Annotated in this window: 20 protein-coding genes; 16 read left to right on the forward strand and 4 right to left on the reverse strand. The window is 61.9% G+C overall.

The genetic code is table 11. The features are described 5' to 3' along the window. Positions 1 to 13 precede the first annotated feature (13 nt). The 14 genes from hisG to tatC all read left to right on the forward strand — a co-directional run bounded on the left by hisG (position 14) and on the right by tatC (position 9,932). Positions 14 to 694, forward strand: coding sequence for an ATP phosphoribosyltransferase (gene hisG / locus AC1RRC_RS31165; RefSeq protein WP_493059677.1), 681 nt, complete (start codon positions 14 to 16; stop codon positions 692 to 694). A 2-nt stretch (positions 695 to 696) separates the two neighbouring features. After that, positions 697 to 2,013 (forward strand): histidinol dehydrogenase, encoded by a 1,317-nt coding sequence (hisD, locus tag AC1RRC_RS31170; protein WP_493059678.1) that lies wholly within the window; start codon positions 697 to 699, stop codon positions 2,011 to 2,013. Between the two features lie 8 nt (positions 2,014 to 2,021). Beyond that, positions 2,022 to 3,023: a DNA-methyltransferase gene (locus AC1RRC_RS31175; protein WP_493059758.1), complete on the forward strand. Its 1,002-nt coding sequence runs from the start codon at positions 2,022 to 2,024 to the stop codon at positions 3,021 to 3,023. Between the two features lie 18 nt (positions 3,024 to 3,041). Next, positions 3,042 to 4,133: a histidinol-phosphate transaminase gene (hisC, locus tag AC1RRC_RS31180; protein ID WP_493059679.1), complete on the forward strand. Its 1,092-nt coding sequence runs from the start codon at positions 3,042 to 3,044 to the stop codon at positions 4,131 to 4,133. Positions 4,134 to 4,150: 17 nt separating this feature from the next. Beyond that, the gene (hisB, locus tag AC1RRC_RS31185) at positions 4,151 to 4,741 is read left to right on the forward strand and encodes an imidazoleglycerol-phosphate dehydratase HisB (RefSeq protein WP_493059680.1); all 591 of its coding nucleotides are present in this window, start codon (positions 4,151 to 4,153) and stop codon (positions 4,739 to 4,741) included. A gap of 58 nt (positions 4,742 to 4,799) precedes the next feature. Then, positions 4,800 to 5,438 carry an imidazole glycerol phosphate synthase subunit HisH gene (gene hisH / locus AC1RRC_RS31190; protein ID WP_493059682.1) on the forward strand — a complete coding sequence of 213 codons (639 nt, stop codon included), beginning with the start codon at positions 4,800 to 4,802 and terminating at the stop codon, positions 5,436 to 5,438. Between the two features lie 21 nt (positions 5,439 to 5,459). After that, a complete protein-coding gene (gene hisA / locus AC1RRC_RS31195; protein ID WP_493059683.1) occupies positions 5,460 to 6,242 on the forward strand; it encodes a 1-(5-phosphoribosyl)-5-[(5-phosphoribosylamino)methylideneamino]imidazole-4-carboxamide isomerase in 783 nt (260 codons plus the stop codon). A gap of 3 nt (positions 6,243 to 6,245) precedes the next feature. After that, the gene (gene hisF / locus AC1RRC_RS31200; RefSeq protein ID WP_493059684.1) at positions 6,246 to 7,007 is read left to right on the forward strand and encodes an imidazole glycerol phosphate synthase subunit HisF; all 762 of its coding nucleotides are present in this window, start codon (positions 6,246 to 6,248) and stop codon (positions 7,005 to 7,007) included. A gap of 22 nt (positions 7,008 to 7,029) precedes the next feature. Then, the gene (hisI, locus tag AC1RRC_RS31205; RefSeq protein WP_155441873.1) at positions 7,030 to 7,464 is read left to right on the forward strand and encodes a phosphoribosyl-AMP cyclohydrolase; all 435 of its coding nucleotides are present in this window, start codon (positions 7,030 to 7,032) and stop codon (positions 7,462 to 7,464) included. Then, positions 7,464 to 7,802: a phosphoribosyl-ATP diphosphatase gene (locus AC1RRC_RS31210; RefSeq protein WP_493059685.1), complete on the forward strand. Its 339-nt coding sequence runs from the start codon at positions 7,464 to 7,466 to the stop codon at positions 7,800 to 7,802. The genes hisI and AC1RRC_RS31210 overlap by 1 nt, the downstream gene beginning before the upstream one ends. A gap of 74 nt (positions 7,803 to 7,876) precedes the next feature. Next, entirely contained in the window at positions 7,877 to 8,260 is a 384-nt protein-coding gene (locus AC1RRC_RS31215) for a histidine triad nucleotide-binding protein (protein ID WP_493059686.1), read from the forward strand. Between the two features lie 124 nt (positions 8,261 to 8,384). Beyond that, complete coding sequence (tatA, locus tag AC1RRC_RS31220) at positions 8,385 to 8,612, forward strand: Sec-independent protein translocase subunit TatA (RefSeq protein WP_493059687.1); 228 nt, start codon at positions 8,385 to 8,387, stop codon at positions 8,610 to 8,612. A gap of 42 nt (positions 8,613 to 8,654) precedes the next feature. After that, positions 8,655 to 9,173, forward strand: coding sequence for a Sec-independent protein translocase protein TatB (gene tatB / locus AC1RRC_RS31225; protein ID WP_493059688.1), 519 nt, complete (start codon positions 8,655 to 8,657; stop codon positions 9,171 to 9,173). Next, positions 9,174 to 9,932 (forward strand): twin-arginine translocase subunit TatC, encoded by a 759-nt coding sequence (tatC, locus tag AC1RRC_RS31230; RefSeq protein WP_493059689.1) that lies wholly within the window; start codon positions 9,174 to 9,176, stop codon positions 9,930 to 9,932. It abuts the gene before it with no gap. Between the two features lie 37 nt (positions 9,933 to 9,969). Here tatC and AC1RRC_RS31235 read toward each other — a convergent pair whose 3' ends face one another. From AC1RRC_RS31235 to AC1RRC_RS31250, 4 genes are all read right to left on the reverse strand, one after another. Beyond that, positions 9,970 to 11,898: a DUF885 domain-containing protein gene (locus tag AC1RRC_RS31235; RefSeq protein ID WP_493059690.1), complete on the reverse strand. Its 1,929-nt coding sequence runs from the start codon at positions 11,896 to 11,898 to the stop codon at positions 9,970 to 9,972. 111 nt (positions 11,899 to 12,009) lie between these two features. Continuing rightward, positions 12,010 to 12,495: a hypothetical protein gene (locus AC1RRC_RS31240; RefSeq protein WP_493059691.1), complete on the reverse strand. Its 486-nt coding sequence runs from the start codon at positions 12,493 to 12,495 to the stop codon at positions 12,010 to 12,012. 16 nt (positions 12,496 to 12,511) lie between these two features. Beyond that, complete coding sequence (locus tag AC1RRC_RS31245; protein WP_493059692.1) at positions 12,512 to 16,675, reverse strand: DEAD/DEAH box helicase; 4,164 nt, start codon at positions 16,673 to 16,675, stop codon at positions 12,512 to 12,514. Positions 16,676 to 16,681: 6 nt separating this feature from the next. Beyond that, positions 16,682 to 18,631 carry a S9 family peptidase gene (locus AC1RRC_RS31250; RefSeq protein ID WP_493059693.1) on the reverse strand — a complete coding sequence of 650 codons (1,950 nt, stop codon included), beginning with the start codon at positions 18,629 to 18,631 and terminating at the stop codon, positions 16,682 to 16,684. A gap of 113 nt (positions 18,632 to 18,744) precedes the next feature. On the opposite strand from AC1RRC_RS31250, the gene hemE reads away from it, so the two are divergent. Next, on the forward strand, positions 18,745 to 19,821 hold the full coding sequence (gene hemE, locus AC1RRC_RS31255; RefSeq protein ID WP_493059694.1) for a uroporphyrinogen decarboxylase: 1,077 nt from the start codon (positions 18,745 to 18,747) through the stop codon (positions 19,819 to 19,821). A gap of 742 nt (positions 19,822 to 20,563) precedes the next feature. Beyond that, the gene (locus tag AC1RRC_RS31260) at positions 20,564 to 22,585 is read left to right on the forward strand and encodes a primosomal protein N' (RefSeq protein ID WP_493059695.1); all 2,022 of its coding nucleotides are present in this window, start codon (positions 20,564 to 20,566) and stop codon (positions 22,583 to 22,585) included. Position 22,586 lies beyond the last annotated feature (1 nt).

Here is a 22,586-nt window from a genome sequence, read left to right on the forward strand (position 1 = left end):
ATCGAGATTAATCATGAGTGGATTTAACAGCGACGCCAACAACCAGTTGATCCTCGCGCTGTCGAAAGGCCGCATTTTCGAAGACACCCTGCCGCTGCTGGAAGCAGCCGGCATTACCGTCACTGAAAATCCGGACACGTCGCGCAAGCTGATCCTGGCCACCAACGACCCCAACGTGCGCGTACTGATCGTGCGCGCCACCGACGTGCCGACCTACGTGCAGCATGGCGCGGCGGACTTCGGCGTGGCCGGCAAGGATGTGCTGATCGAGCATGGCGGCGAAGGCTTGTACCAGCCGGTGGACTTGAACATTGCACAATGCCGCATGTCCGTCGCTGTGAAATCCGGTTTCGATTACGAAGCCGCCGTGCGCCAGGGCGCGCGCCTGCGCGTGGCCACCAAGTTCACCACCACCGCGCGCGAACACTTCGCGTCCAAGGGCGTGCACGTCGATCTCATCAAGCTGTATGGCTCGATGGAACTGGCGCCGCTGGTCGGCCTGTCCGACGCCATCGTCGACCTGGTGTCGACCGGCAGCACCCTGCGCGCCAATAACCTGGTCGAAGTCGAGGAAATCATGCAGATCTCGTCGCGCCTGGTGGTCAACCAGGCCGCGCTGAAGCTCAAACGTGCGCGCCTGCAACCGATCGTCGAAGCGTTTGAACGCGCTTCGAAAGCCCGTGCGCAGGGGTGATCATGACTATCAACGTTCGCAAATTAGACTCGTCTTCGCCGGACTTCAAACAGACACTGGACGCCTTGCTGGCGTTTGAAGCGGAAACCGACGACGCGATTGAATCGGCGGTCTCGGCCATCCTGGCCGCCGTGAAAAAACGCGGCAACGCCGCCGTGCTGGAATACACCAACCGCTTTGACCGCCTGCCCAACGGCGGCGCGGCATCGGTCGATACGCTGGACTTGCCGGTGGCGGAATTGCAGGCCGCGCTGGACAGCCTGCCGGCCACGCAGCGCGCCGCGCTGCAAATCGCGGCCGACCGCATCCGCGCGTTCCACGAGCGTCAGAAGGAAGAACTGAAAGGCTTTACCTATACCGAGGCCGATGGCACGGTGCTGGGCCAGCGCATCACGCCGCTGGACCGGGTCGGCATTTATGTCCCGGGCGGCAAGGCGGCGTACCCGTCGTCGGTGTTGATGAACGCGATTCCGGCCCAGGTGGCCGGTGTCGGTGAAATCGTCATGGTGGTGCCGACGCCCGATGGCGTGAAAAACCAGATGGTGCTGGCCGCCGCCGCACTGGCCGGCGTGACGCGCGTGATCACCATTGGCGGCGCCCAGGCGGTGGGCGCGCTGGCCTATGGCACGGAGACCATTGCGCCGGTCGATAAAATCGTCGGCCCGGGCAACGCCTATGTGGCCGCCGCCAAGCGCCGCGTGTTCGGCACCGTCGGCATCGACATGATTGCCGGTCCGTCCGAGATCCTGGTGGTGTGCGACGGCACCACGGACCCGGACTGGGTCGCGATGGACCTGTTCTCGCAAGCGGAACACGATGAACTGGCGCAAGCGATCATGCTGTGCCCGGATGCGGACTACATCGCGCAAGTGGAAGCGTCGATCAATAAACTGTTGCCAACGATGCCGCGCCAGGACGTGATCCGCACCTCGCTGACCGACCGTGGCGCGCTGGTCAAAGTGCGCGACATGGACGAAGCGTGCGCGATTGCCAATGCGATTGCGGCGGAACACCTGGAAATCTCGGCGGAAGAACCGCTGCAGTGGGCCGACAAGATCCGCCACGCGGGCGCCATGTTCCTGGGCCGCTTCTCGTCCGAATCGCTGGGCGACTATTGCTGCGGCCCGAACCACGTGCTGCCGACCTCGCGCACCGCGCGCTTCTCGTCGCCGCTGGGCGTATATGACTTCCAGAAGCGCTCGTCCGTGATCTACGTGTCCGAAGCCGGCGCGCAAACGCTGGGCAAGGTGGCCGCCGAACTGGCGTATGGCGAAGGCTTGCAGGCGCACGCCCGCAGCGCGGAATTACGGTTGAAATAAGGATGGATATGTGCGCTGCCGATCCGGTAAATCAACCCGATAGCCCTTGGCTGGACCAGGTCTTCTGTGAAGACGCCCTGGCCGGCCTGGCGCGCATCCCGGATGGCTCCGTCGACCTGATCCTGACCGACCCGCCGTATAACCTGGGCAAGGATTACGGCAACGCGTCCGACCAGCAAAGCGTGGAAGAATACCTGGGCTGGACCGAACGCTGGATCGCGGCGGCGCTGCCGAAGCTCAAAGCCAACGGCAGCCTGTATATCTTCCTGACCTGGCGCTATTCGCCGGAAATCTTCGTCATGCTGAAAAAGCGCATGACGATGATGAATGAAATTATCTGGGACCGCCGCGTGCCGTCGATGGGTGGCAGCGTGCGCAGTTTTTCTTCCGTGCACGACACGGTGGGCTTCTTCGTGGCCCGCAAGGATTACTATTTCGACCTGGACGCCGTGCGTATCGCGTACGACGCCGAGACGAAGAAAGCCCGTTCGCGCTCGATCTTTATCGGCGCCAAATGGCTGGAAGTGGGTTACAACCCGAAAGACGTGTGGAGCGTGTCCCGGCTGCACCGTGAACATTCGGAGCGGGTCGATCATCCGACCCAAAAGCCGCTGGAAATCATTGAACGCATGGTCAAGGCATCGTGTCCGCCGGGAGGCGTGGTGCTGGACTTGTTCATGGGTAGCGGCACCACGGCATTGGCGGCGCGCCGCTGCGGCAGGCATTTTGTCGGGTTTGAATTGAATCCGGACTATTGCGCCATCATCGAAGAACGGCTGGCGGAGCAGGATGCGGCTGCCGTGGCGGCTGATGAAGCGCCGGCGGCGAAACCCGCACGCGCCAAGGCGGCCAAAACCGCCAAAGCGACGAAGACCACCACGAAGAGCACCGCCAAGACGGCCAAATCCGCCAAAGCGGCCAAGGCCACCAAGGCCACGCCGGCTGTCAAAAAGCCCGTGGCCCCCAAACGATCCCGGGTCCCCAAACCCCCTGAAGAAATATCTCTCTAGCGTAAGGAGTGCAGCAAGATGTCCATCGACAGTCTCATCCGCAATACCATCCGTTCCGACGTACTGGCCACGCCCGGCTACCACGTCGCCGATGCCAGCGGTTATATCAAACTGGATGCGATGGAGAATCCTTACCCGCTGCCCGACCATCTGGCCACCGACCTGGCCCAGCGCCTGGCCAACGTGGCGCTGAACCGCTATCCCGTCGCGTCCTACGCGTCGCTGAAACAGCGCATCTGCAAACAACTCGGCGTGCCCGCCGGTTATGACGTGTTGCTGGGCAACGGTTCGGATGAACTGATTTCCATCCTGGACATGGCCTGCGCCCACCAGGACCGCCGCGCCGTGGTGCTGGCGCCGGTGCCGACCTTTGTCATGTACGCCCGCTCGGCACAATTTGCCGGCATGGATTTCGTCGGCGTGCCATTGAAGGCCGACCTGACGCTCGACAAGGATGCGATGCTGGACGCCATCAAGGAACACAAGCCGGCGCTGGTGTTCCTGTCGTACCCGAACAACCCGACCGGCAACCTGTTCGATGACAACGCCATCGTCGAGATCATCGAGGCGCTGGGCGAGACCGGCATTGCCGTGGTGGACGAAGCGTATGAACCGTTTGCGCAACAGAGTTTCATGGCGCGGTTGCCGGAATTCGACAACCTGGTCGTGATGCGCACGGTGTCGAAACTGGGCCTGGCCGGCATCCGTCTGGGCTACATGTCGGCGGCGCCAAAATTGCTCGAACAACTGGACAAGGTCCGTCCGCCGTACAATATCAATGTTTTGACCCAGGTGGCCGCTGAATTCGCCCTCGACAACATCGAGGTGTTGAACAGCCAGGCTGCCCAGTTGCGCAACGAGCGCACTGCGCTGTCTACCGCATTGACAGCAATTCCGGGTGTACAAGTGTTCCCGTCGGCCGCCAATTTCATCCTGGTGCGCGTGCCGGACGCGGACGCTGCTAATGCCTATCTCCTATCCCATAAGGTATTGGTTAAAAATGTGGGTAAAATGCATGGTGTACTGACCAATTGTCTGCGTATCACGGTCAGCACGCCGGAAGAGAACGCCGCTTTCCTGGCGGCCTTCAAGGCCGCGCTGGCGGCTTGACCATCACAGAGTTTCCAATGAACCGCACCGCAGAAATCACCCGCAATACCAGCGAGACGCAAGTCCGCGTGGCCATCAACCTTGATGGCACCGGCCAGCAAAAGCTCAATACCGGCGTGCCTTTCCTGGACCACATGCTGGACCAGATCGCCCGCCATGGCCTGATCGACCTCGATATCGAAGCCACCGGCGACATCCACATCGACAACCACCACACGGTGGAAGATGTCGGCATCACGCTGGGCATGGCCTTCGCCAAGGCAGTCGGCGACAAGAAAGGCATCCGCCGCTATGGCCATGCCTACGTGCCGCTGGACGAAGCGCTGTCGCGCGTGGTGATCGATTTTTCCGGCCGCCCGGGCATCGAATACCACATCCCCTTCACGCGCGCGATGATCGGCACCTATGACGTTGACCTGACCCTGGAATTCTTCCGCGGCTTCGTCAACCATGCCCAGGTCACCTTGCATATCGATAACCTGCGTGGCACCAATGCCCACCACCAGTGCGAGACCGTGTTCAAGGCCTTTGGCCGCGCGCTGCGCATGGCCACGGAACTCGATGCGCGCGCCGCAGGCACGATTCCCTCGACAAAAGGTAGCTTGTGATCAAACTTGCTGCGCTTGACACTTGCGCAAGCGCAGTGGTCTCTGCTTGAATGGCATTATGAAGAAAATCGTTGTAGTTGATTATGGCGTGGGCAACCTGCGCTCCGTGGCGCAAGCGTTGCGCGCCGTGGCGCCGGAGGCCGACGTGCGCATTTCCGGCGAAGTCGCTGACATCGCCGATGCCGAACGCATCGTGTTGCCGGGCCAGGGCGCCATGGCCGATTGCATGCGCGGCTTGCGCGAATCCGGCTTGCTCGACTCGGTGCTGCGGGCGGCGGAAGTCAAACCGTTGCTGGGCGTGTGCATCGGCGAACAAATGCTGTTTGAATCGTCCGAGGAAGGCAATGCCCAAGGTTTGGGCTTGCTGCCTGGCAAAGTCGTGCGTTTCCAGCTCGACGGCATGCTGCAGGAAGACGGTTCCCGCTACAAGGTCCCGCAAATGGGCTGGAACCAGGTACGCCAGAGCAGCGCGCATGCGCTGTGGGAAGGCATACCGGACAACGCGTATTTCTATTTCGTGCATAGTTACTATGTACAGCCGGCCAATCCGGCGCACCAGGTGGGCGAAACCGTCTACGGTCAGCCGTTCTGCTGCGCCGTGGCGCGCGACAATATCTTTGCAACGCAATTCCACCCTGAAAAGAGTGCCGCAGCCGGCCTCCAGCTGTACAAGAATTTCGTTTACTGGCAACCATAACCCCCTACTTTCCATCCCATTATGCTGCTCATTCCTGCCATCGACCTGAAAGACGGTCACTGCGTTCGCCTGAAACAAGGCGATATGGAACTCGCTACGGTATTTTCCGACAACCCGGCCGATATGGCCCTGCACTGGTTGAAGCAAGGCGCCCGCCGCCTGCACCTGGTGGACTTGAACGGCGCGTTCGCCGGCAAGCCAAAGAATGAAGGCGCGGTGAAATCCATCCTCAAGGTGGTGCAAGAGTTCGCGCTGGAAAACGACATCGATGAAATCCCCGTCCAGCTGGGCGGCGGCATTCGCGACCTCGACACCATCGAACGCTACCTCGACGACGGCATCAGCTACATCATCATCGGCACCGCCGCCGTGAAAAGCCCTGGCTTCCTGCACGATGCGTGCGGCGCCTTCCCGGGCCATATCATCGTCGGCCTGGACGCCAAGGACGGTAAAGTCGCCACCGATGGCTGGAGCAAGATGTCCGGCCACGAAGTGATCGACCTGGCGCAGAAATTCGAAGCCTACGGCGTGGAATCGATCATTTACACCGACATCGGCCGCGACGGCATGATGGGCGGCGTCAACATCGAAGCCACCGTGCGCCTGGCGCAAGCCGTGCGCATCCCGATCATTGCCTCGGGCGGCCTGCACAACATCACCGACGTGGAAAAACTGTGCGAAGTGCAGGACGAAGGCATCGAAGGCGTGATTTGCGGCCGTTCCATCTATGAAGGCACCCTGGACCTGAATTCGGCCCAGCTGCGCGCCGACGAACTGACGGAAGGCAGCCTCGAGGCTGAATAACCCATGCTGGCAAAACGCATCATCCCCTGCCTGGACGTGACCGATGGCCGCGTCGTCAAAGGCGTCAACTTCACCGAGTTGCGCGACGCGGGCGACCCGGTGGAAATCGCACGCCGCTATGACGAGCAGGGCGCCGACGAACTGACTTTTCTGGACATTACCGCGTCTTCCGATAACCGTGGCCTGATCCTCGACATCATTGAATCGGTGGCGTCGCAAGTGTTCATTCCCCTGACGGTGGGCGGTGGCGTGCGCCAGGTGGAAGATGTGCGCCGCCTGCTGAACGCGGGCGCCGACAAGGTCAGCATGAACACTTCGGCTGTTACCAATCCGCAACTGGTGTACGATGCTTCCCAGAAGCATGGTTCGCAGTGCATCGTGGTGGCGATTGACGCCAAGCAAGTGGCGCCGGGCAAGTGGGAAGTGTTTACCCACGGCGGCCGCAAGGCCACCGGCCTCGATGCCGTGGAATGGGCGCAAAAAATGGCGCAATTGGGTGCGGGCGAGTTGTTGCTGACGTCGATGGACCGCGATGGCACCAAGTCCGGTTTCGACCTGGGCTTGACGCGCGCGGTGTCCGATGCGGTCAATATTCCCGTGATTGCTTCCGGTGGCGTGGGCGGCCTGCAGGACTTGGCCGACGGCGTCAAACTGGGCCATGCGGATGCCGTGCTGGCGGCCAGTATTTTCCATTATGGCCAGCACACGGTACAGGAAGCCAAGCGCTTCATGGCAGAGCAGGGCATTCCGATGCGTCTGCTCTGATAGAACGAGGGAAAAACCTATGATGCCGACCCAGACTCCAAGCGTGGCGAAAGCCAAGTGGCTGAACAAGATCAAGTGGGACGAACATGGCCTGGTGCCGGTGATCGCGCAGGAAGCGGGCACCAACAACGTGCTGATGTTCGCCTGGATGAACCGCGACGCCCTGTATAAAACAGTGGAACTGGGTGAGGCCGTGTACTGGAGCCGCTCGCGCAAGAAGCTGTGGCACAAGGGCGAAGAATCCGGCCACACGCAGAAAGTGCTGGAAATCCGCCTCGATTGCGATGAAGACGTGGTGCTGTTGAAGATCGAGCAGGCTGGCGGCATCGCCTGCCACACGGGCCGCCATTCGTGCTTCTTCAATAAGTTCGACGGCGACGCGAAAGAAGGCGACTGGCAGGCGACGGAACCGGTCTTGAAAGATCCGGAAACGATTTACGCGGAAGTGAAGAAATAATGAGCAACATCCTGGAGCGGCTGGCCGAGACCATCGAATCGCGCAAGCCCGCCAATGGCGGCGACCCCGCCACCTCGTACGTCGCCAAATTGTTCGCCAAGGGCGACGATGCGATCTTGAAAAAAGTCGGCGAGGAAGCCGTGGAAGCCGTGATGGCCGCCAAGGACGCCCGCCATGGCGGCGACAGCAGCAAAGTACTGTACGAATGCGCCGATCTGTGGTTCCATTCGATCGTGATGCTGGCGCAGTTTGGCCTGACCCCGCAGCAAGTGCTCGATGAACTGGCGCGGCGCGAAGGGTTGTCCGGGCTGGACGAAAAAGCCGCACGCAAGGAATAATTGAGATGTGGGTGCCCGGCCGGAAGGCCCGGCACCCATGTTGCCTTTCCGAGTTTACTGATTTTGGAGTTGCAGTGGAAAATTGCCTGTTTTGCAAAATCGCTGAAAAGAAAATCCCGTCGTCCATCGTCTATGAAGACGAAGAACTGATGGTCTTCAAGGACATCCATCCTGCGGCGCCAGTGCACTTGCTGGTGATCCCGAAAACCCACATCACGACGCTGTCCGACTGCACCGCCGGCCAGGCGCCGCTGCTGGGCCGCATGCTGGCGCTGGCGCCACGCCTGGCGGAAGAACATGGCTGCGCCGTGACCTTCAATGGCGACGGCGAACCATCGGGCGGCTACAAAACCCTGATTAATAGCGGGCCGGACGGTGGCCAGGAAATCTATCACCTGCACTTGCATGTGATCGGCGGCGCGCACCCATGGCGCGTGGAGCCACCGCGTCACGGTTGATATTCTGGAACCGGCAGGTTCTCTCATATAGTTATGCCAATATGACAAGCACATGACATGCGTCAATCGCTTATACTGTGCTGATTAACAGTTTTGGACGCTTGCGTCCTGCAAGGGGAAAAAGATGGGTTCGTTTAGTGTTTGGCACTGGCTGATCGTGCTGGTGGTGGTGATCCTGGTATTCGGCACCAAGAAACTGGGCAATATCGGTTCCGACGTGGGCAAGGCGGTCAAAGGCTTCAAAGATGGCGTGAAGGGCGATGACGACAAGCCGGCCGCTCCTTCGGCGCCGTCGCAGGTGGCAGACAAGTCCACCATCGACGTTGACGCCAAAGAGAAGAACAAGCTGTAAGGCTGTACCGGCGCGGTTGCATATGCCGGTGTTCCTGACTCTATGATCGATCTCGGTCTCTCCAAATTAGCCATCATCGGCGTGGTTGCGCTGGTGGTCATCGGTCCCGAAAAGCTGCCCAAAGTGGCACGCATGGCGGGGACTTTGTATGGCCGCGCCCAGCGCTACCTGTCGGAAGTCAAATCCGAAGTCAGCCGCGAAATCGAACTGGAGGAATTGCGCAACTTGCGCAAGGAAGTCCAGGATGCGGCCGATTCCGTGAAGCAGAGCGTGAGCGGCATGGAAAACTCCCTCCAGCAAAATATGCAGGAAGTGGAAAACGCCTGGCACGCCGACGACGGGGCGCCGCACGACAGTTACAGCACCTATAACCATGCGCAAGCCAGCACTGAACAGCAGGCCCGCAAGGCGAAGGAATTCCGCCGCAAGCGCGTGGTGCGGACGTCGAACGTGCCGTCCTGGTTCAAGCACCAAAGCGGCGTCAAATCCCACGTGACTTCCGGCGCGGCGCGGGTGGCCCGCCACCGTCCCCGCAGCAAACCTCCCGCATCGTTTTTCTAAATGAGTGAACAACAACCGGTTGAAGAAACCTTCATCTCGCACCTGATCGAGCTGCGCGACCGCCTGGTCAAAGCCACCATCGGCATCGTCATCGTCTGTGCTGGGCTGATGCTGTGGCCGGGACCGTCCCGCATCTATGACATCCTGGCGCAGCCGATGCTGGATGCCTTGCCGGCCGGCTCGAAAATGATCGCCACCGGCGTGATCGCGCCGTTCCTGGTGCCAATGAAGGTGACCTTGCTGATCGCCTTTATCCTGGCGTTGCCGTGGGTGCTGTACCAGGCCTGGGCATTTGTGGCGCCGGGCCTGTATACCCATGAAAAACGGCTGGTGGCGCCGCTGGTGATTTCCTCGTCGCTGCTGTTCGCGTCCGGCGTGGCGTTCTGCTACTTCTTCGTGTTCGGCCGCGTATTCAGCTTCATTGCCGCCTTTTCGCCGCAATCGATCGCGGTGACACCGGACATTGAAAACTACCTGGACTTCGTGATGTCGATGTGCCTGGCCTTCGGCGCCACGTTTGAAGTGCCGGTGGTGGTGGTGGTGCTGGTCCGCATGGGCATCGTTTCCGTGGCCAAGCTGAAGGAAATACGCCCGTACGTGATTGTCGGCGCCTTCGTGATCGCCGCCATCGTGACGCCACCGGACGTGGTGTCCCAGTTCTCGCTTGCGATCCCGATGTGGCTGCTGTATGAGCTGGGCTTGCTGGTGGCGCCGGTGTTCGTCAAGGTGACGCAGGCGCCGGAAGAAGAATCCACCTGATCCCGATGAAAAAGGCGCCGTTCGGCGCCTTTTGTCTTTACTGCGTCATCAACTCCCGCACCACCTTGACCGGTGCGCTGCCGTAGCTGAGGAACTGCTCGTTGAATTCCTTCAGCGAGAACTTGTTGCCCAGCGCCTGCTTGCGTTCTTCGCGCAATTCCATGATTTCACTGTAGCCACTGAAGTAGCTGGCCAGCTGCACCGACGTCAAGGTGGCGCGGCGCCATTTTTCGGCCGCTTCGCGCTGGGTCTGGAACGCCTGGCGGGTCAGCAAGTCCATCGCCTGTTCCTGCGTCATGCCCTGCACGTGGACGCTGTAGTCCAGGATCGTGTTGGTCACGCTGCGCAAATTCCACTTCGAGTACATCAGCCACATTTCCGGTGCGTTGTCGCCATAGCCCGATTCCAGCATCATGCGCTCGCCATACACGGCCCAGCCTTCGATCATGGCGCCGTTGCCGAAGATCGACTTCACGATCGATGGCGACTTGTTGGCGTACACCAGTTGCGCATAGTGGCCCGGGATCGCTTCGTGGATGTTCAGGATTTGCAGGATCCAGTGGTTGTACTCGCGCAGGGTGCTTTCCGCCTGTTCCGGGGTGGCGTCGTCCAGTGGCGTCACGTTGTAATAGGTGCGGTCCTGCGGGCGGTAAGGGCCGGGCGCTTCGATGCTGGCGCCGGCCACGCCGCGCTGGTATTCCGGCGTTTCACGCACTTGCAACGGCTTGTTCGGGTCCAGGGTCAGCAGGTTGTTCTTGATGACCCAGTCCTGCAGCACGGGAATCTGGCGGCGGATCTCCGGGAAGAAATTCTCGCGCGCCACGTGGTTGTCGGACAGCTTGTTGATCATCATGCCGATCTTGGCAAAGCGGTCGGCTGGCTTGTCCACCCCGGCCAGGTATTTCGGCCACAGGTCGTCGCTGATGCGGTCCATGTTGGTGAGCAGTTGCTCGCGCGCCGCCAGCGCTTTCTGGTACGTCTGTTCGCCCGTGCTGCCGGCCTGGATATCGAAGCCGAACTTCGCTTCATACAAGTCCTTGCCGATGCGGAACGAGCGGCCGCTGCTGGCCGCCATGGTCTTGTCCAGCTCACCGAGCCACGCGGCATAGCCTTCCACCGCGGTCTTGGCCTGCGCGATGCGCTGCTGGAACAATTCCTTTTCAATCGGCGTCAGGATCGACGCTTGCGCTTCCTTGTCCAGCGACACCAGCACTTGCAGCACGCCGGGCGCCTGCGCGATGGCCAGTTGCGTGTGTTCGCGGGTCGGGTGATGGATGGTGGCGCGCGCCGCATCGTAGTAAGCAGGGATGCCTGCGATACGTTTGAGCAGCGTGCGCAGGCGCTGCGGCTTGGCGGCGTATTCCGTGTTCAGGATGAAGTCGATCGGACTGGCGACGTTGTACATCGCCGGGTTCCATTCATGTTCCTTGAACGTGGTCAGGTACCAGCGGTCCGATTTCAGCTTGTTGACCAGCAGCGCCAGGTCGGTGCGCTGCTTGGGCGAGAGCTGCTTCGCATCGATTTTTTCGAAACGGCCCAGCCAGTCGCCGATAAACGCCAGCTGCGCGGCGCGCGCGGCGGCATCGGGAATGGTCATGTTGGCGGCGGTTTCATATTTGCCGACCGAGATCGCGGTTTCCGGATCGGCTTTCCACAGCGCGCCGAGGAATTGGGTGGATTGCGCATCCATGCTGCGGTCCTGGCGCCGCTCGGACGGCACTTGCTTGATCATCGGCGTGGCGGCCACGGCCGCGCCTTTGGCGGCCTTGCCCTTGGCGGTGGATTTACTGCCGCCCGCAGCGGCTTTCTTGCCGGACGATTTGCCCCCTGCGGATTTGCCGCCGGCCGCTTTGCTGGTCTTGGCCTTGCCGGATTTGACCGGTTCTTTTGCGGCGACGGGTGAGAATACGGGCGACAGCGCAAGGCTGGCCATGATCGCGGCCAGCGCGATTTTAGTCTTGATCATTGGATTTATGCCTTCATCAGGGAAGCGCCGGTTGCCTCGTGGGGTGCGGCGCCACAGGTTGCAGCGTGCGAGAGTAACATCAAACCCCGGCACTGCGGATGCCTGTTACATCTACGAAATAACGTTATTGCGGATCAGTTCCTGGTGATGCGCATTGAGTCTTTCCACGGCGGCCTTGCCGTTGCCCATGCGAGTCAGCAGGATTTCACTGGATTTCGTGAAGCGGTGGCCGATGCGGATCGAGTAAGAGCGGAACAGCCAGCTCCAGAACGATTGCACGAAAATGGCTTCATCCATGTCGCGCCATTTGACGCCTTGCACGCCCTTGGCCCATGGCAAGATGCCGGAGTACAGCCACACGCCCACGTCGTCGTAATACAGTTGCACGCTGCGGATCAGCAGGATGCGGTAGCCGACGATCAGGATCGCCACCAGCATGACCCCGCCCGCCAGTAACTCCGAGTAGCGGAAGGACAGGGGCAGGGCGAAGCCGAACAGCAGCACGGCCAGCAGCAGCGTGTTGAGGTAGGCGGTCCAGGATTTCACGGCGAGCAGGGTGCCGTGGCCGGAGGGGCGGGATTGGGTATCTTGTTCCATGGTGTTCTCTGTTTGCTTAATAACTCATGCCTTCCTGCAGCATCGCCAGCATATCCGCCGCCGACATGCGGGCCGAGGTGTCGCTGCCATCGAGCAGGCTGTCGGCCAGGTCGCGTTTGTGCTGGTGCAGGTCGACAATCCCCTCTTCGATCGTGTGGCGCGCCACCAGGCGGTAAATCGTCACGGGGCGCAATTGTCCCATGCGGTGGGCGCGGTCGGAAGCCTGGTCTTCCACGGCCGGATTCCACCACGGGTCCATGTGGATCACATAATCGGCCGCTGTCAGGTTGATGCCGACGCCGCCGGCTTTCAGCGAAATCAGGAACACGTCGCCCTCGCCGGCCTGGAACGCATCGACCCGCTGCTTGCGCGTGGCCATCGGCGTGGAACCATCGAGGTACTGGTATGACACGCCCTGCGCATCGAGGTGGTCGCGGATCAAGCCCAGGTGGTCGACGAACTGGCTGAACACCAGCACCTTGTGGCGGTTTTCCAGCAGTCCCTCCAGCAGGTGCGCAAAGGCCGCCAGTTTGCTGCTGGCCAGTTGCAGCCCCGGCGCCACCAGGTTCGGATTGCAGCAGGCGCGGCGCAGCTTCATGATTTCGGCCAGGATCTGGATCGATTTCTTCTCGGCCGGTCCTTCGACTTGCGCCAGCTTGTCCAGCGCTTCGCGCCGCAGCGACTCGTACAGCGCCGCTTCTTCCTTCGACAAATCCACTTCCAAGGTGATTTCCGTGCGCGACGGCAGTTCCGTCAACACTTGTGTCTTGGTGCGGCGCAGGATGAAGGGGCCGATCAGCCGGCGCAGCCGGTTGCGCGCGCCCACTTCGGCGCGGTGGTCTTGCTGCTTTTCGATTGGTCCGGCAAAGCGCAGGTTGAATTGCTCGATGCTGCCCAGCAGGCCTGGATTGATGAAGCGGAACAGGTTCCACAATTCACCCAAATGGTTTTCCAGCGGCGTGCCGGTCGCCAGCATGCGGAAGTCGCCGCGCAGCGCCATCACGGCCTGCGAACGCTTGGTGGCGCCATTCTTGATCGCTTGCGCCTCATCGAGCACGATGGTGTGCCAATGCACATTGGCGAAGCGCTCCGCTTCCAGTTGCAGCAAGCCATAGCTGGCAATCACCAAGTCGAACGCGCCCGCGCCGGCCAGCGTTTCCGCGCGGTCCCCGGCGCCGAACAGTTTCACGTTCAGGGTTGGCGCAAAGCGCGCCGCTTCCGAGGCCCAGTTCAGGCACACCGAGGTCGGGGCGATCACCAGGGTCGGGCCTTTCGGCGCGCGTGACAGGATCAGTGCCAGCGCCTGCAACGTTTTACCCAAACCCATGTCATCGGCCAGGCAGGCGCCGACGCCCCAGTGGGCCAGGCGCGCCAGCCAGTCGTAACCCTCGCGCTGGTAATCGCGCAGCTCCGCCTGCAGCGTGCTTGGCACTTGCGGCACGAATTCCTGGCTGGTGTGCATGCGCAGCAAATGCTCGCGCCATGCCGGGTCGGTGTCCACGGCGCCGGCTTCCAGCGCCAGCTCTTCCAGTGCGAAGGACGCCAGCGGGTGGATGCGCACGCCGTCGCCGCTGATGTCGCCCAGGGCCTGCACTTCGCGCAGGCGGCGGTGTAATTCTTCCGTCAGCGCCAGGAACTGGTTGTCGCCCAGTGCAATGAAACGGTCTTCGCCGGACGCCATCATTTCCAGCACCGAGCGCAAATCGAGCACCGTGTTTTCATCGACCTGCAACTGGCCGCTGGCGGCAAACCAGTCTTTTTCACGGCGGATTTGCAGACGGAACTGCTTGCCGCCGATGCGCTGCGTGACGCGGAATTTTTCGCCCTCGGGCCAGGCCACGACCACGGTTTCTTTTTCCTGTTGCTGTAGTTCCGCCAGCAATTGCAGGCACAGCGCGGGCTGGCCCAGCAGCCATTCGCCGTGTTCCTGCTCCGCCTGGGCCAGCACCGGGCATTGCGCCACCAGCATGCGCTGCGCATCGCGTTCGTCGGCCAGGCGGCGCCTGGCTTGCACTTGCCGCCCGTCGGTTTCCGCGATCAGGCTTTCCGCGCCGCTGCCCGGCGCGTAATACGCGCCATTCTGCAGCGGCCGCACCTGGATTTGCATCTTTAAACCCTGCTGGTACGGCAGCAGCAGCACGTGCAGGCGCGGATCGGCATCGATCTGTTCCGCGTTGCCGCCGCCGCCGCCGATATCCGACTGCACCGTCACCAGCGACGACACCGCGCCGATCGCCTGCAACACCTGTTCCTGCGCATGCTGCGGTACGGTTAAACCGTCGCCGACAATCGAGGCGATGCGGCGGTGTTCATCACCGATCGAGACCACGCGCAAGCGGGTCGGGGTTTCCTTCACCACCACCACGCCGGCGTTGACATCGGTGACGGGCGGCTGCAACGTCAATTGCAACTGGCCGCCGCTGGAGCGGATCAACAGTTCCGGCGCCCCGGCCAGCAATTCCACGCGGGTGTCCGGCGCATCGAACCAGTAGACATGCGGGTGGCCCACCAGCGCCAGCGCGGCCTGTTCATGGTCGATGTCGTAGCGCAGGCCGGACGAATAGGCCTGGCGCGATGGCGCGATGGTGCTGCTGATGCGGATATCCTGCGCCGTCAGGTAGTCCAGCGAGGCCGCGTCTTCGCGCAAGCGTTTCAGCGCCAGCGGGCGGCCCTTGCCCCAGTTGCCCTTGGTGTCGCGCTTTTGTTCGCGCGGTTCGATTTCCGTGACGCCGATGGCGGGATCGAAACCCAGCATCCAGATCAAACGCGTTTCATTGACGGCCGCCACGGGCGCCGCCTGTTGCAGGTTGATCAGCGCCGCCAGCTGGCGCTGCCACGCTTCCTGCCGCTCGAACCACGACGCCATGTCCGTATAGCCGCCTTTTTCACGCAGCGCACAAGCGTGCTGCATCATGTCGTGATCGCCCAGGTGGCCCAGCACGGACGCGGTTTGCGCGGCAATGAAGTGGTAACCGGCCGCTTCCGCCTGGTGCGCCAGCGTGTGCAATTGTTCGCGCTTGCCTTCCAGTGGCAGCGATAGCCAGTAATACAGCAAGGCCTGGAACATTTGCGCCTGCATCGCGCTTTCCCAGCCGCGCGTCAGCACGATATCGGCCTGCAAGGTGCCGGCGCGGATCTGGCGCAGCATGCTGAGCTGGTTGTAGACCGCGCTGTCCGGATTCGGCTGCGCGTGCACCGCCAGCTCCAGGTAACTTTCCGCCGCCTTGGCCATGCGCGAGTCCAGGCTGCGCAGCATGGCCAGCACATATAAGTGACCCGCCATGCCCAGGAACAGTTGCTTGCGCTTGCCGGAATCGCGCCGCAACAGCTTGAGCGCATTGTCGTAACCGGCCAGCGCCTTGTCGGTGTCGCCCTTGAGGAACACCACCGTGGCGGTGAACAGTTGCGCCAGCGGGTTGTCCAGCCCTTCCAGATAGGCCAGCGCCTGTTTCAAGGCGCCGCACAGGATGGCCTGCTCCGCCATGGCCAGGCGCAGCGCATCGCTGATGTATTCGTTTTTCGCGATCTTGCGCTGGATATGGCGTTCGGCGAAGCCGCGGATGGTCGGCGCCAGCACCGGTTCGCGCTGGCAGTGCTGGATCAGCAGCATCAGCACGTCATCCATCAGCAACGGGTGCACCAGCACCAGCATGCCGCTCTCGAACGGGCGCGTGAAGATATCGACCACCGGGTGCAATTGCGCCGCTTCGTAACACACCATGCACGCCTGCAGCAGCGGCATCACTTGCTGCGGTGTCTGTCCGCGCAACAGCGCCATGCGCAGGCGCGCCACGCCCTGGCGGTAGCTGCGCGGTTCCAGCGCGCCATTCCAGCCCTGGCGCATCGGGTTCAGCGCTTCATAGGCGGCGCACAGGTCCGGCAGGATATGCGCACCAATCGCGGCGCGGATCGCGGGCCAGCGCAATTTCGTGTTGCACATGAAGCCGCGCGTGGCCATCACGCTGATGTAGGCCAGCCGCTCGAGCCGCTGCAAGCCCTCGTCGAGCGACGCGGCGTTGAACATGAAGCCCTTGGCGTCGCGCACCCCGGCCTTGTTCAGCAAGTCCAGCAGGGCCTGGCGGCCGGTCGCTTCACCGATCAGCGCCAGCAGCGCGAGGATCGCTTTTTCATCCGTGCCGAGCGCATCGAATTCGGCCAGCAATTGTTGTTCACTGCTCATAATCTTTTACAGGTTGTGGATCTCGACCGGCGCAGCCTGCGCCGCATCGTGCAGGCCGAACATGCGCTGGTAGAAATACAGTTCCGCTTCCAGGGTCCGGATAATGGTGTCGGCCTTGCGGAAGCCGTGTCCCTCGCCCTCCAGTTCGACATAGGCGACCGGAATGCCACGCGCCTTGAGCGCCTGCACCATGGCGACCGATTGTGATGGCGGCACCACCATGTCGTCGAGGCCCTGGAAGAAAATCATCGGGCACGCCAGCTTATCCGTGTGGTGGATCGGCGAGCGCTGGCGGTACACGGCATCCGCCTCGGCGGCGGGCGCGATCAGGTATTCGTTGTAATGCGATTCAAACTTGTGCGAATCCTGGTCCAGCCCCTTCAGGTCGGACACGCCGTAATAACTGGCGCCCAGCTTGAACACATCGTGGAACGTCAATGCGCACAGCGTGGTGAGGCCGCCGGCGCTGCTGCCCCGGATGATCAGCCGCTCCGGATCGGCCAGGCCTTGCCGCGCCAAATGGCGCGCGCCTGCCACGCAATCTTCCACGTCGACGATGCCCCACTGGCCTTGCAACAGGTCGCGGTAAGCGCGGCCAAAGCCCGTGCTGCCACCGTAATTCACGTCGAGCACACCGAATCCCCGGCTGGTCCAGTATTGCGTCGCCAGTTTCAGGGTATTGACCGTCATGCCGGTCGGGCCGCCATGGCCGATCACAATCACCGGCGGTGTGGTTCCCTCCGGCGCCCGCATATCCTGGTTGGCGGGCGCGTAATAAAACGCGTGCGCCGTGCGGCCGTTGGCGCTGGGGTAGCTGATGCTGCGCGGGATCGACAGGTAGCCGGTATCCGGCGCCGTGTCGATGGACTTCGCCAGCACCTCGTGCGCGCCGGTGGCGAGGTCGATGCGCGCCAGTTCCAGTGGCAGCACGGGGCTGCCCGCCAGCACCGCGACAAAGCCGGGACCGGCCTTGAGTTCGCGGATTTCGCCGTAGGGCGTGTCGATGGCTGTCAGCGCACCGGTGTTGGCATCGATGCGCGCCAGTTTGCTGACGCCCTGTTCAATATAAGTGGCGACGATCCCGGTGGCGGACGCGAAGCCATACATCGCGTTGCCGAAGACCCAGTGCGGCGCGCCGAATTCCGCCGCCATCGGGCACACCGCGTGCGGGCCGCTGTCCGTGTGGCGGTACAGGTTCCACCAGCCGCTGCGGTCGGACACGAAATACAGCGCGCCATCGGGCGCCCATTCCGGTTGGCAAATGGCTTCGTCCGGGCCGCCGGCCACTTTCAGCGCCGTGCCCAGCGTGCCATCGTCCTGGATGGCCGCCAGCCACAGTTCCGTGCCCTGCCACGGCATGCGCGGATGGTCCCATGCCAGCCAAGCCAGCTGGCGGCCATCCGGCGACAGCCGGGGCGACGAGTAAAAATCGTTGCCCTGGACTAAAACCGTCTCGGCGCCGTCAAAGCCGACCGCGCACAGGGTATTGTCCGGATGCGCGTGGGACGCGGGATCGTGCGGATGCTGTTCACGCACGGCGATCAGGCGGCCGCGCGCGGCATCGATGGCGAAATCCGCGAAGCGCTGGCGGTTCACTTGGGTAAATGGTTCGGCCGGCGCATCGCCGACCTTGCGGTACAGGCGTTTGTCGCCGTCATGGCAAAACACCACGGTGTCGCCGGCCACGGGATCGCCCGCCGCGGCATAGGCGCCGCCGCCATATTCATGCACGCGCGAGCGCACGTTGGCCGGCAGCGGCGTCAATTCCACCGTTTCGCCATCCCGGTGGCGCAGCAGGGTCGAGCGGCCGCCTTCCTGGGGCCGGCCGGCCAGCCACAGCACGTCACCCTGGCCGCCCAGGGCCAGTTGCGACAGCGGCGTGGCGCCGGCCGCCACGGTGGCGGCGCTGATCGGGGAGGGCCAGGCGCCGTACGGCGCGATATTCGGCATACGCATATTCTTGCTCCGGAAAATATCTGGCGAATGATACAGATACGCCCGCGCCATGCGTAAAAAAGCAGGCAGGGGATGCGATAATAGCTTTTTTACCCAGCTTCTGAATGCCATCCATGCCACAATTCGCCCCCCTGAAGAACGATACCTTCCTGCGCGCATTGCTGCGCCAGCCGACTGATTACACGCCTGTGTGGCTGATGCGCCAGGCGGGGCGTTACCTGCCGGAATACCGCGCCACGCGCGCCACCGCCGGCTCGTTCATGGGCCTGGCCACGAATCCGGACCTGGCGACCGAAGTCACGCTGCAGCCGATCAACCGCTACCCGCTGGACGCGGCCATCCTGTTTTCCGACATCCTGACGGTGCCGGACGCGATGGGCCTGGGGTTGCGCTTCGTGGAAGGCGAGGGGCCTAAATTCGACCGTCCATTGCGCACCGAGGAAGACGTGCTGGCGCTGCGCGCGCCGGACCTGGCGTCGCTCGACTATGTCTTCAAGGCCGTGACGCAAATCCGTACCGAATTGAATGGCCGCGTGCCGCTGATCGGCTTTTCCGGCAGCCCGTGGACGTTGGCCTGCTACATGGTGGAAGGCGAGGGTTCGCGCGAGTTCCATACCATCAAGAAGATGCTGTATAGCCGCCCGGACCTGATGCACCGCATCCTGGACATCAATGCGCAATCCGTCGCGGAGTACCTGAATGCGCAAATCGACGCCGGCGCGCAAGCCGTGATGGTGTTTGATTCGTGGGGCGGCGCGCTGGCCGATGGCGCGTTCCAGGAATTCTCGCTGCATTACATGCGCAAAGTCGTCAGCCTGCTCAAGCGTGAAAAAGACGGCGTGAAAATCCCCGCCATCGTGTTCACCAAGGGCGGCGGCCACTGGGCCGAGGAAATCGCCGCCATCGGTTCCGATGCGATTGGCCTGGACTGGACCGCGAACCTGGGCAAGGTGCGCGCGCTGGTGGGCGACAAGGTCGCGCTGCAAGGCAACCTCGACCCGGCCATCTTGTTTGCCAACCCGGAGCAAATCCGCGCCGAAGTCGTGAAAACCCTCGATGCGTTTGGTCCGCACAACACTGGCCACGTGTTCAACCTGGGCCATGGCATTTCCCAGTTCACGCCGCCGGAATCGGTTTCCGCCATGGTGGACGCCGTCCACAGCCACAGCCGCACCCTGCGCAACGTCTGAGTTTTCCCGTGAAAAGGGCGCGTTTCCCAAGGAAACGCGCCCTTTTTCATTGTAGGCAAAACCGACTTATGCACAATTTTCTCAGCAGTGGCACCGCTTGCCTGTGTATTTCTTCGCAGTAAAGACGTTATTGTAAGCTGTTGATTATTAATGGTTTATTCGCACTCTCCCAGAGGGTGTGGCAAGGTGCCGTAAACCCCTGTGGATAACTAAAGTGGTCTTATCGGGTTATTCTCCACAAAGTTATCCACAAAAACTGTGGATAATGAACAAATTGGCTTGGTAAACCGCGACTTAGTCGGATTGTTAAAGTTACTTATCAAGTAATGTTGCGGTGCATGATATTTACTTGCACATTTCTTGAGCAAATGTCATTGCGTTTCCACAAACATAGGCTTTGCCGAATGTGTAGAATGCTGGGCCCCAATGCTGTGCCGCAGCAGCGGGGAAAGGCCGGGAAACCACCGCAAAAAGTGCTTGCTTTCCCCCTGAAAATCCGCTCCACATGGCTCAGTTATGCACAGCACGTGAATAACTCCCCCAGTTGGCGTGGTTGCAGGCGGTCATTTTTCAAGTACTTGATTTTGCAGAGAAAAAGTACATTTTGCCGGAGGGGTTTTAAGAGATTTCCCGAGGCGCAGAACGCTTTCTAACGATTAATAAGCGGTTTGTTCACAAAGTTATCCACAAAATCTGTGAATAGCGCCAGGTACCCCGCTGGTGTGAGATAGGCAAGGACAAGATGGCGCATTGCATCCTGAAAATCGCGCTCGATACCCCGCTGAATGCGGTCTTCGACTATCGCTGGCCGTGCGAGGACGTTGACCGCCCGCAAGTGGGCCAATTCGCGCTGGTATCGTTTGCCCATCGGGAAATGATGGGCTTGATCGTCGACATCGCGGAGCACAGCGACGTGCCCGAGGACAAGCTCAAGGATGCGCTGGCGGTGCGCACCCAGCTCGCCCCGGTCTCGAAGCAATGGCTGGCGCTGGCCGGCTTTGCCGCCGACTATTACCAGCGTCCGCTGGGGGAAGTGGCATTGCCCGGGGTGCCGAAGAATGTGCGCGTGCCAAAATCCGTGCCGCTCGACAATGCGCTGAAAAAGCTGGCCAAGTTGCCGGACAGTCATGACCCGACGCCGCACAACATGCCGGTATTGAATCCGGAGCAGCAGGCGGCGGCGGATTTTATCGGCCAGGCCGAGGGTTACCAGCCGGTGCTGCTGTACGGTGTGACGGGCAGCGGCAAGACGGAAGTGTATTTGCAGGCCTGTGCGGAAGTGCTGGAACGTACGCCGGAAGCGCAAATCCTGATCATGGTGCCGGAAATTAACCTGACGCCGCAGCTGGAAGGCAATATCCGCGCGCGCTTCCCCGGCGTCATGCTGGCGACCTTGCACAGCAGCCTGTCGGAAGGCGAGCGCATGCTGCACTGGCTGGCGGCGCACACCGGCCGCGCCCGCATTGTGCTGGGGACGCGGCTGGCCATCCTGTCCTCGCTGCCGCATTTGAAGCTGATCGTGATCGACGAAGAACATGACCCGTCGTACAAACAGCAGGAAGGCTTGCGCTATTCGGCGCGCGACCTGGCGGTGTGGCGCGCGTGGCAACTGAAAATCCCGATTGTGCTGGGCTCGGCCACGCCGTCGCTGGAAACCTGGCACCACGCGCAGGCCGGCCGCTACAAGCTGTTGCCGCTGCGCGAGCGGGCCGTGAAATCGGCCGTGCTGCCGCAAGTGAAATTGATCGACATGGAGCGCGACAAGCCGCGCGACGGCTTGACCGCCGCGCTGGTGGCGGCATTGAAGTTGCGCATGGAGCGCGGCGAGCAGTCGCTGCTGTTCCTGAACCGGCGCGGCTATTCGCCCGTGATTTGCTGTGAATCGTGCGGCTGGGTCAGCGATTGCAAGCGCTGCACCTCGTTCATGGTGCTGCACAAGGGCGAGTTCAAATTGCGCTGCCATCACTGCAGCCTGGAAATGCGCATTCCCCGTCATTGCCCAACCTGCGGCAATATCGACTTGCAGCCGCTCGGGCGCGGCACCCAGCGCGTCGAGGAAGGCTTGCAGGCGATGTTCCCGGAAGCGCGTATCTTGCGCATCGATGCCGACAGCACGCGCCGCAAGGGTAGCGCGCAGGAAGCGTTCGACACGGTGCACCGGGGCGACGTGGATATCCTGATCGGCACGCAAATGGTGGCCAAGGGGCACGATTTCAAAAAGCTGACCCTGGTGGGCATCATGAACCCGGACACGGCGCTGTTTTCGCAGGATTACCGCGCCAGCGAACGCTTGTTTGCGCAACTGATGCAGGTGGCGGGGCGCGCCGGACGGGCGGGCCAGACCGAAGGCGGCAGCGCGGCCGAAGTCTTGATCCAGACCCGCTATACCCAGCATCCTTTGTACGGCGCGGTGGTCAGCCACGATTACGACTGTTTTGCGTCCGCGTTGCTGCAAGAACGCCAGCAGGCGGCCTTGCCGCCCTACCTGTTCCAGGCGCTGCTGCGGGCGGAAGCGCCGGAACTGGCCAATGCGCTGGCGTTCCTGGCGCAAGCGCGGGATTGCCTGGAACACCCTGGCGTCACGATCAACGACCCGATCCCGATGAGCATGACGCGCGTGCACAACGTGGACCGCGCGCAATTGCTGGTGGAATCGCCTTCGCGGCCCGCGTTACAGGCCTTCCTGCGGGAATGGATGCAAGTGCTGCGCGAGATGAAGACGCGCATCAAGTGGTCGCTGGAAGTCGATCCGCTCGACATTTAAT

The organism is Pseudoduganella sp. GW821-FHT12E03, from assembly GCF_058807115.1.

Coding starts and splice junctions, on each gene's coding strand:
- hisG (WP_493059677.1), top strand. CDS start 14: ATGAGTGGATTTAACAGCGACGCCAACAACCAGTTGATCCTCGCGCTG.
- hisD (WP_493059678.1), top strand. CDS start 697: ATGACTATCAACGTTCGCAAATTAGACTCGTCTTCGCCGGACTTCAAA.
- AC1RRC_RS31175 (WP_493059758.1), top strand. CDS start 2,022: ATGTGCGCTGCCGATCCGGTAAATCAACCCGATAGCCCTTGGCTGGAC.
- hisC (WP_493059679.1), top strand. CDS start 3,042: ATGTCCATCGACAGTCTCATCCGCAATACCATCCGTTCCGACGTACTG.
- hisB (WP_493059680.1), top strand. CDS start 4,151: ATGAACCGCACCGCAGAAATCACCCGCAATACCAGCGAGACGCAAGTC.
- hisH (WP_493059682.1), top strand. CDS start 4,800: ATGAAGAAAATCGTTGTAGTTGATTATGGCGTGGGCAACCTGCGCTCC.
- hisA (WP_493059683.1), top strand. CDS start 5,460: ATGCTGCTCATTCCTGCCATCGACCTGAAAGACGGTCACTGCGTTCGC.
- hisF (WP_493059684.1), top strand. CDS start 6,246: ATGCTGGCAAAACGCATCATCCCCTGCCTGGACGTGACCGATGGCCGC.
- hisI (WP_155441873.1), top strand. CDS start 7,030: ATGCCGACCCAGACTCCAAGCGTGGCGAAAGCCAAGTGGCTGAACAAG.
- AC1RRC_RS31210 (WP_493059685.1), top strand. CDS start 7,464: ATGAGCAACATCCTGGAGCGGCTGGCCGAGACCATCGAATCGCGCAAG.
- tatA (WP_493059687.1), top strand. CDS start 8,385: ATGGGTTCGTTTAGTGTTTGGCACTGGCTGATCGTGCTGGTGGTGGTG.
- tatB (WP_493059688.1), top strand. CDS start 8,655: ATGATCGATCTCGGTCTCTCCAAATTAGCCATCATCGGCGTGGTTGCG.
- tatC (WP_493059689.1), top strand. CDS start 9,174: ATGAGTGAACAACAACCGGTTGAAGAAACCTTCATCTCGCACCTGATC.
- AC1RRC_RS31235 (WP_493059690.1), bottom strand. CDS start 11,898: ATGATCAAGACTAAAATCGCGCTGGCCGCGATCATGGCCAGCCTTGCG.
- AC1RRC_RS31240 (WP_493059691.1), bottom strand. CDS start 12,495: ATGGAACAAGATACCCAATCCCGCCCCTCCGGCCACGGCACCCTGCTC.
- AC1RRC_RS31245 (WP_493059692.1), bottom strand. CDS start 16,675: ATGAGCAGTGAACAACAATTGCTGGCCGAATTCGATGCGCTCGGCACG.
- AC1RRC_RS31250 (WP_493059693.1), bottom strand. CDS start 18,631: ATGCGTATGCCGAATATCGCGCCGTACGGCGCCTGGCCCTCCCCGATC.
- hemE (WP_493059694.1), top strand. CDS start 18,745: ATGCCACAATTCGCCCCCCTGAAGAACGATACCTTCCTGCGCGCATTG.
- AC1RRC_RS31260 (WP_493059695.1), top strand. CDS start 20,564: ATGGCGCATTGCATCCTGAAAATCGCGCTCGATACCCCGCTGAATGCG.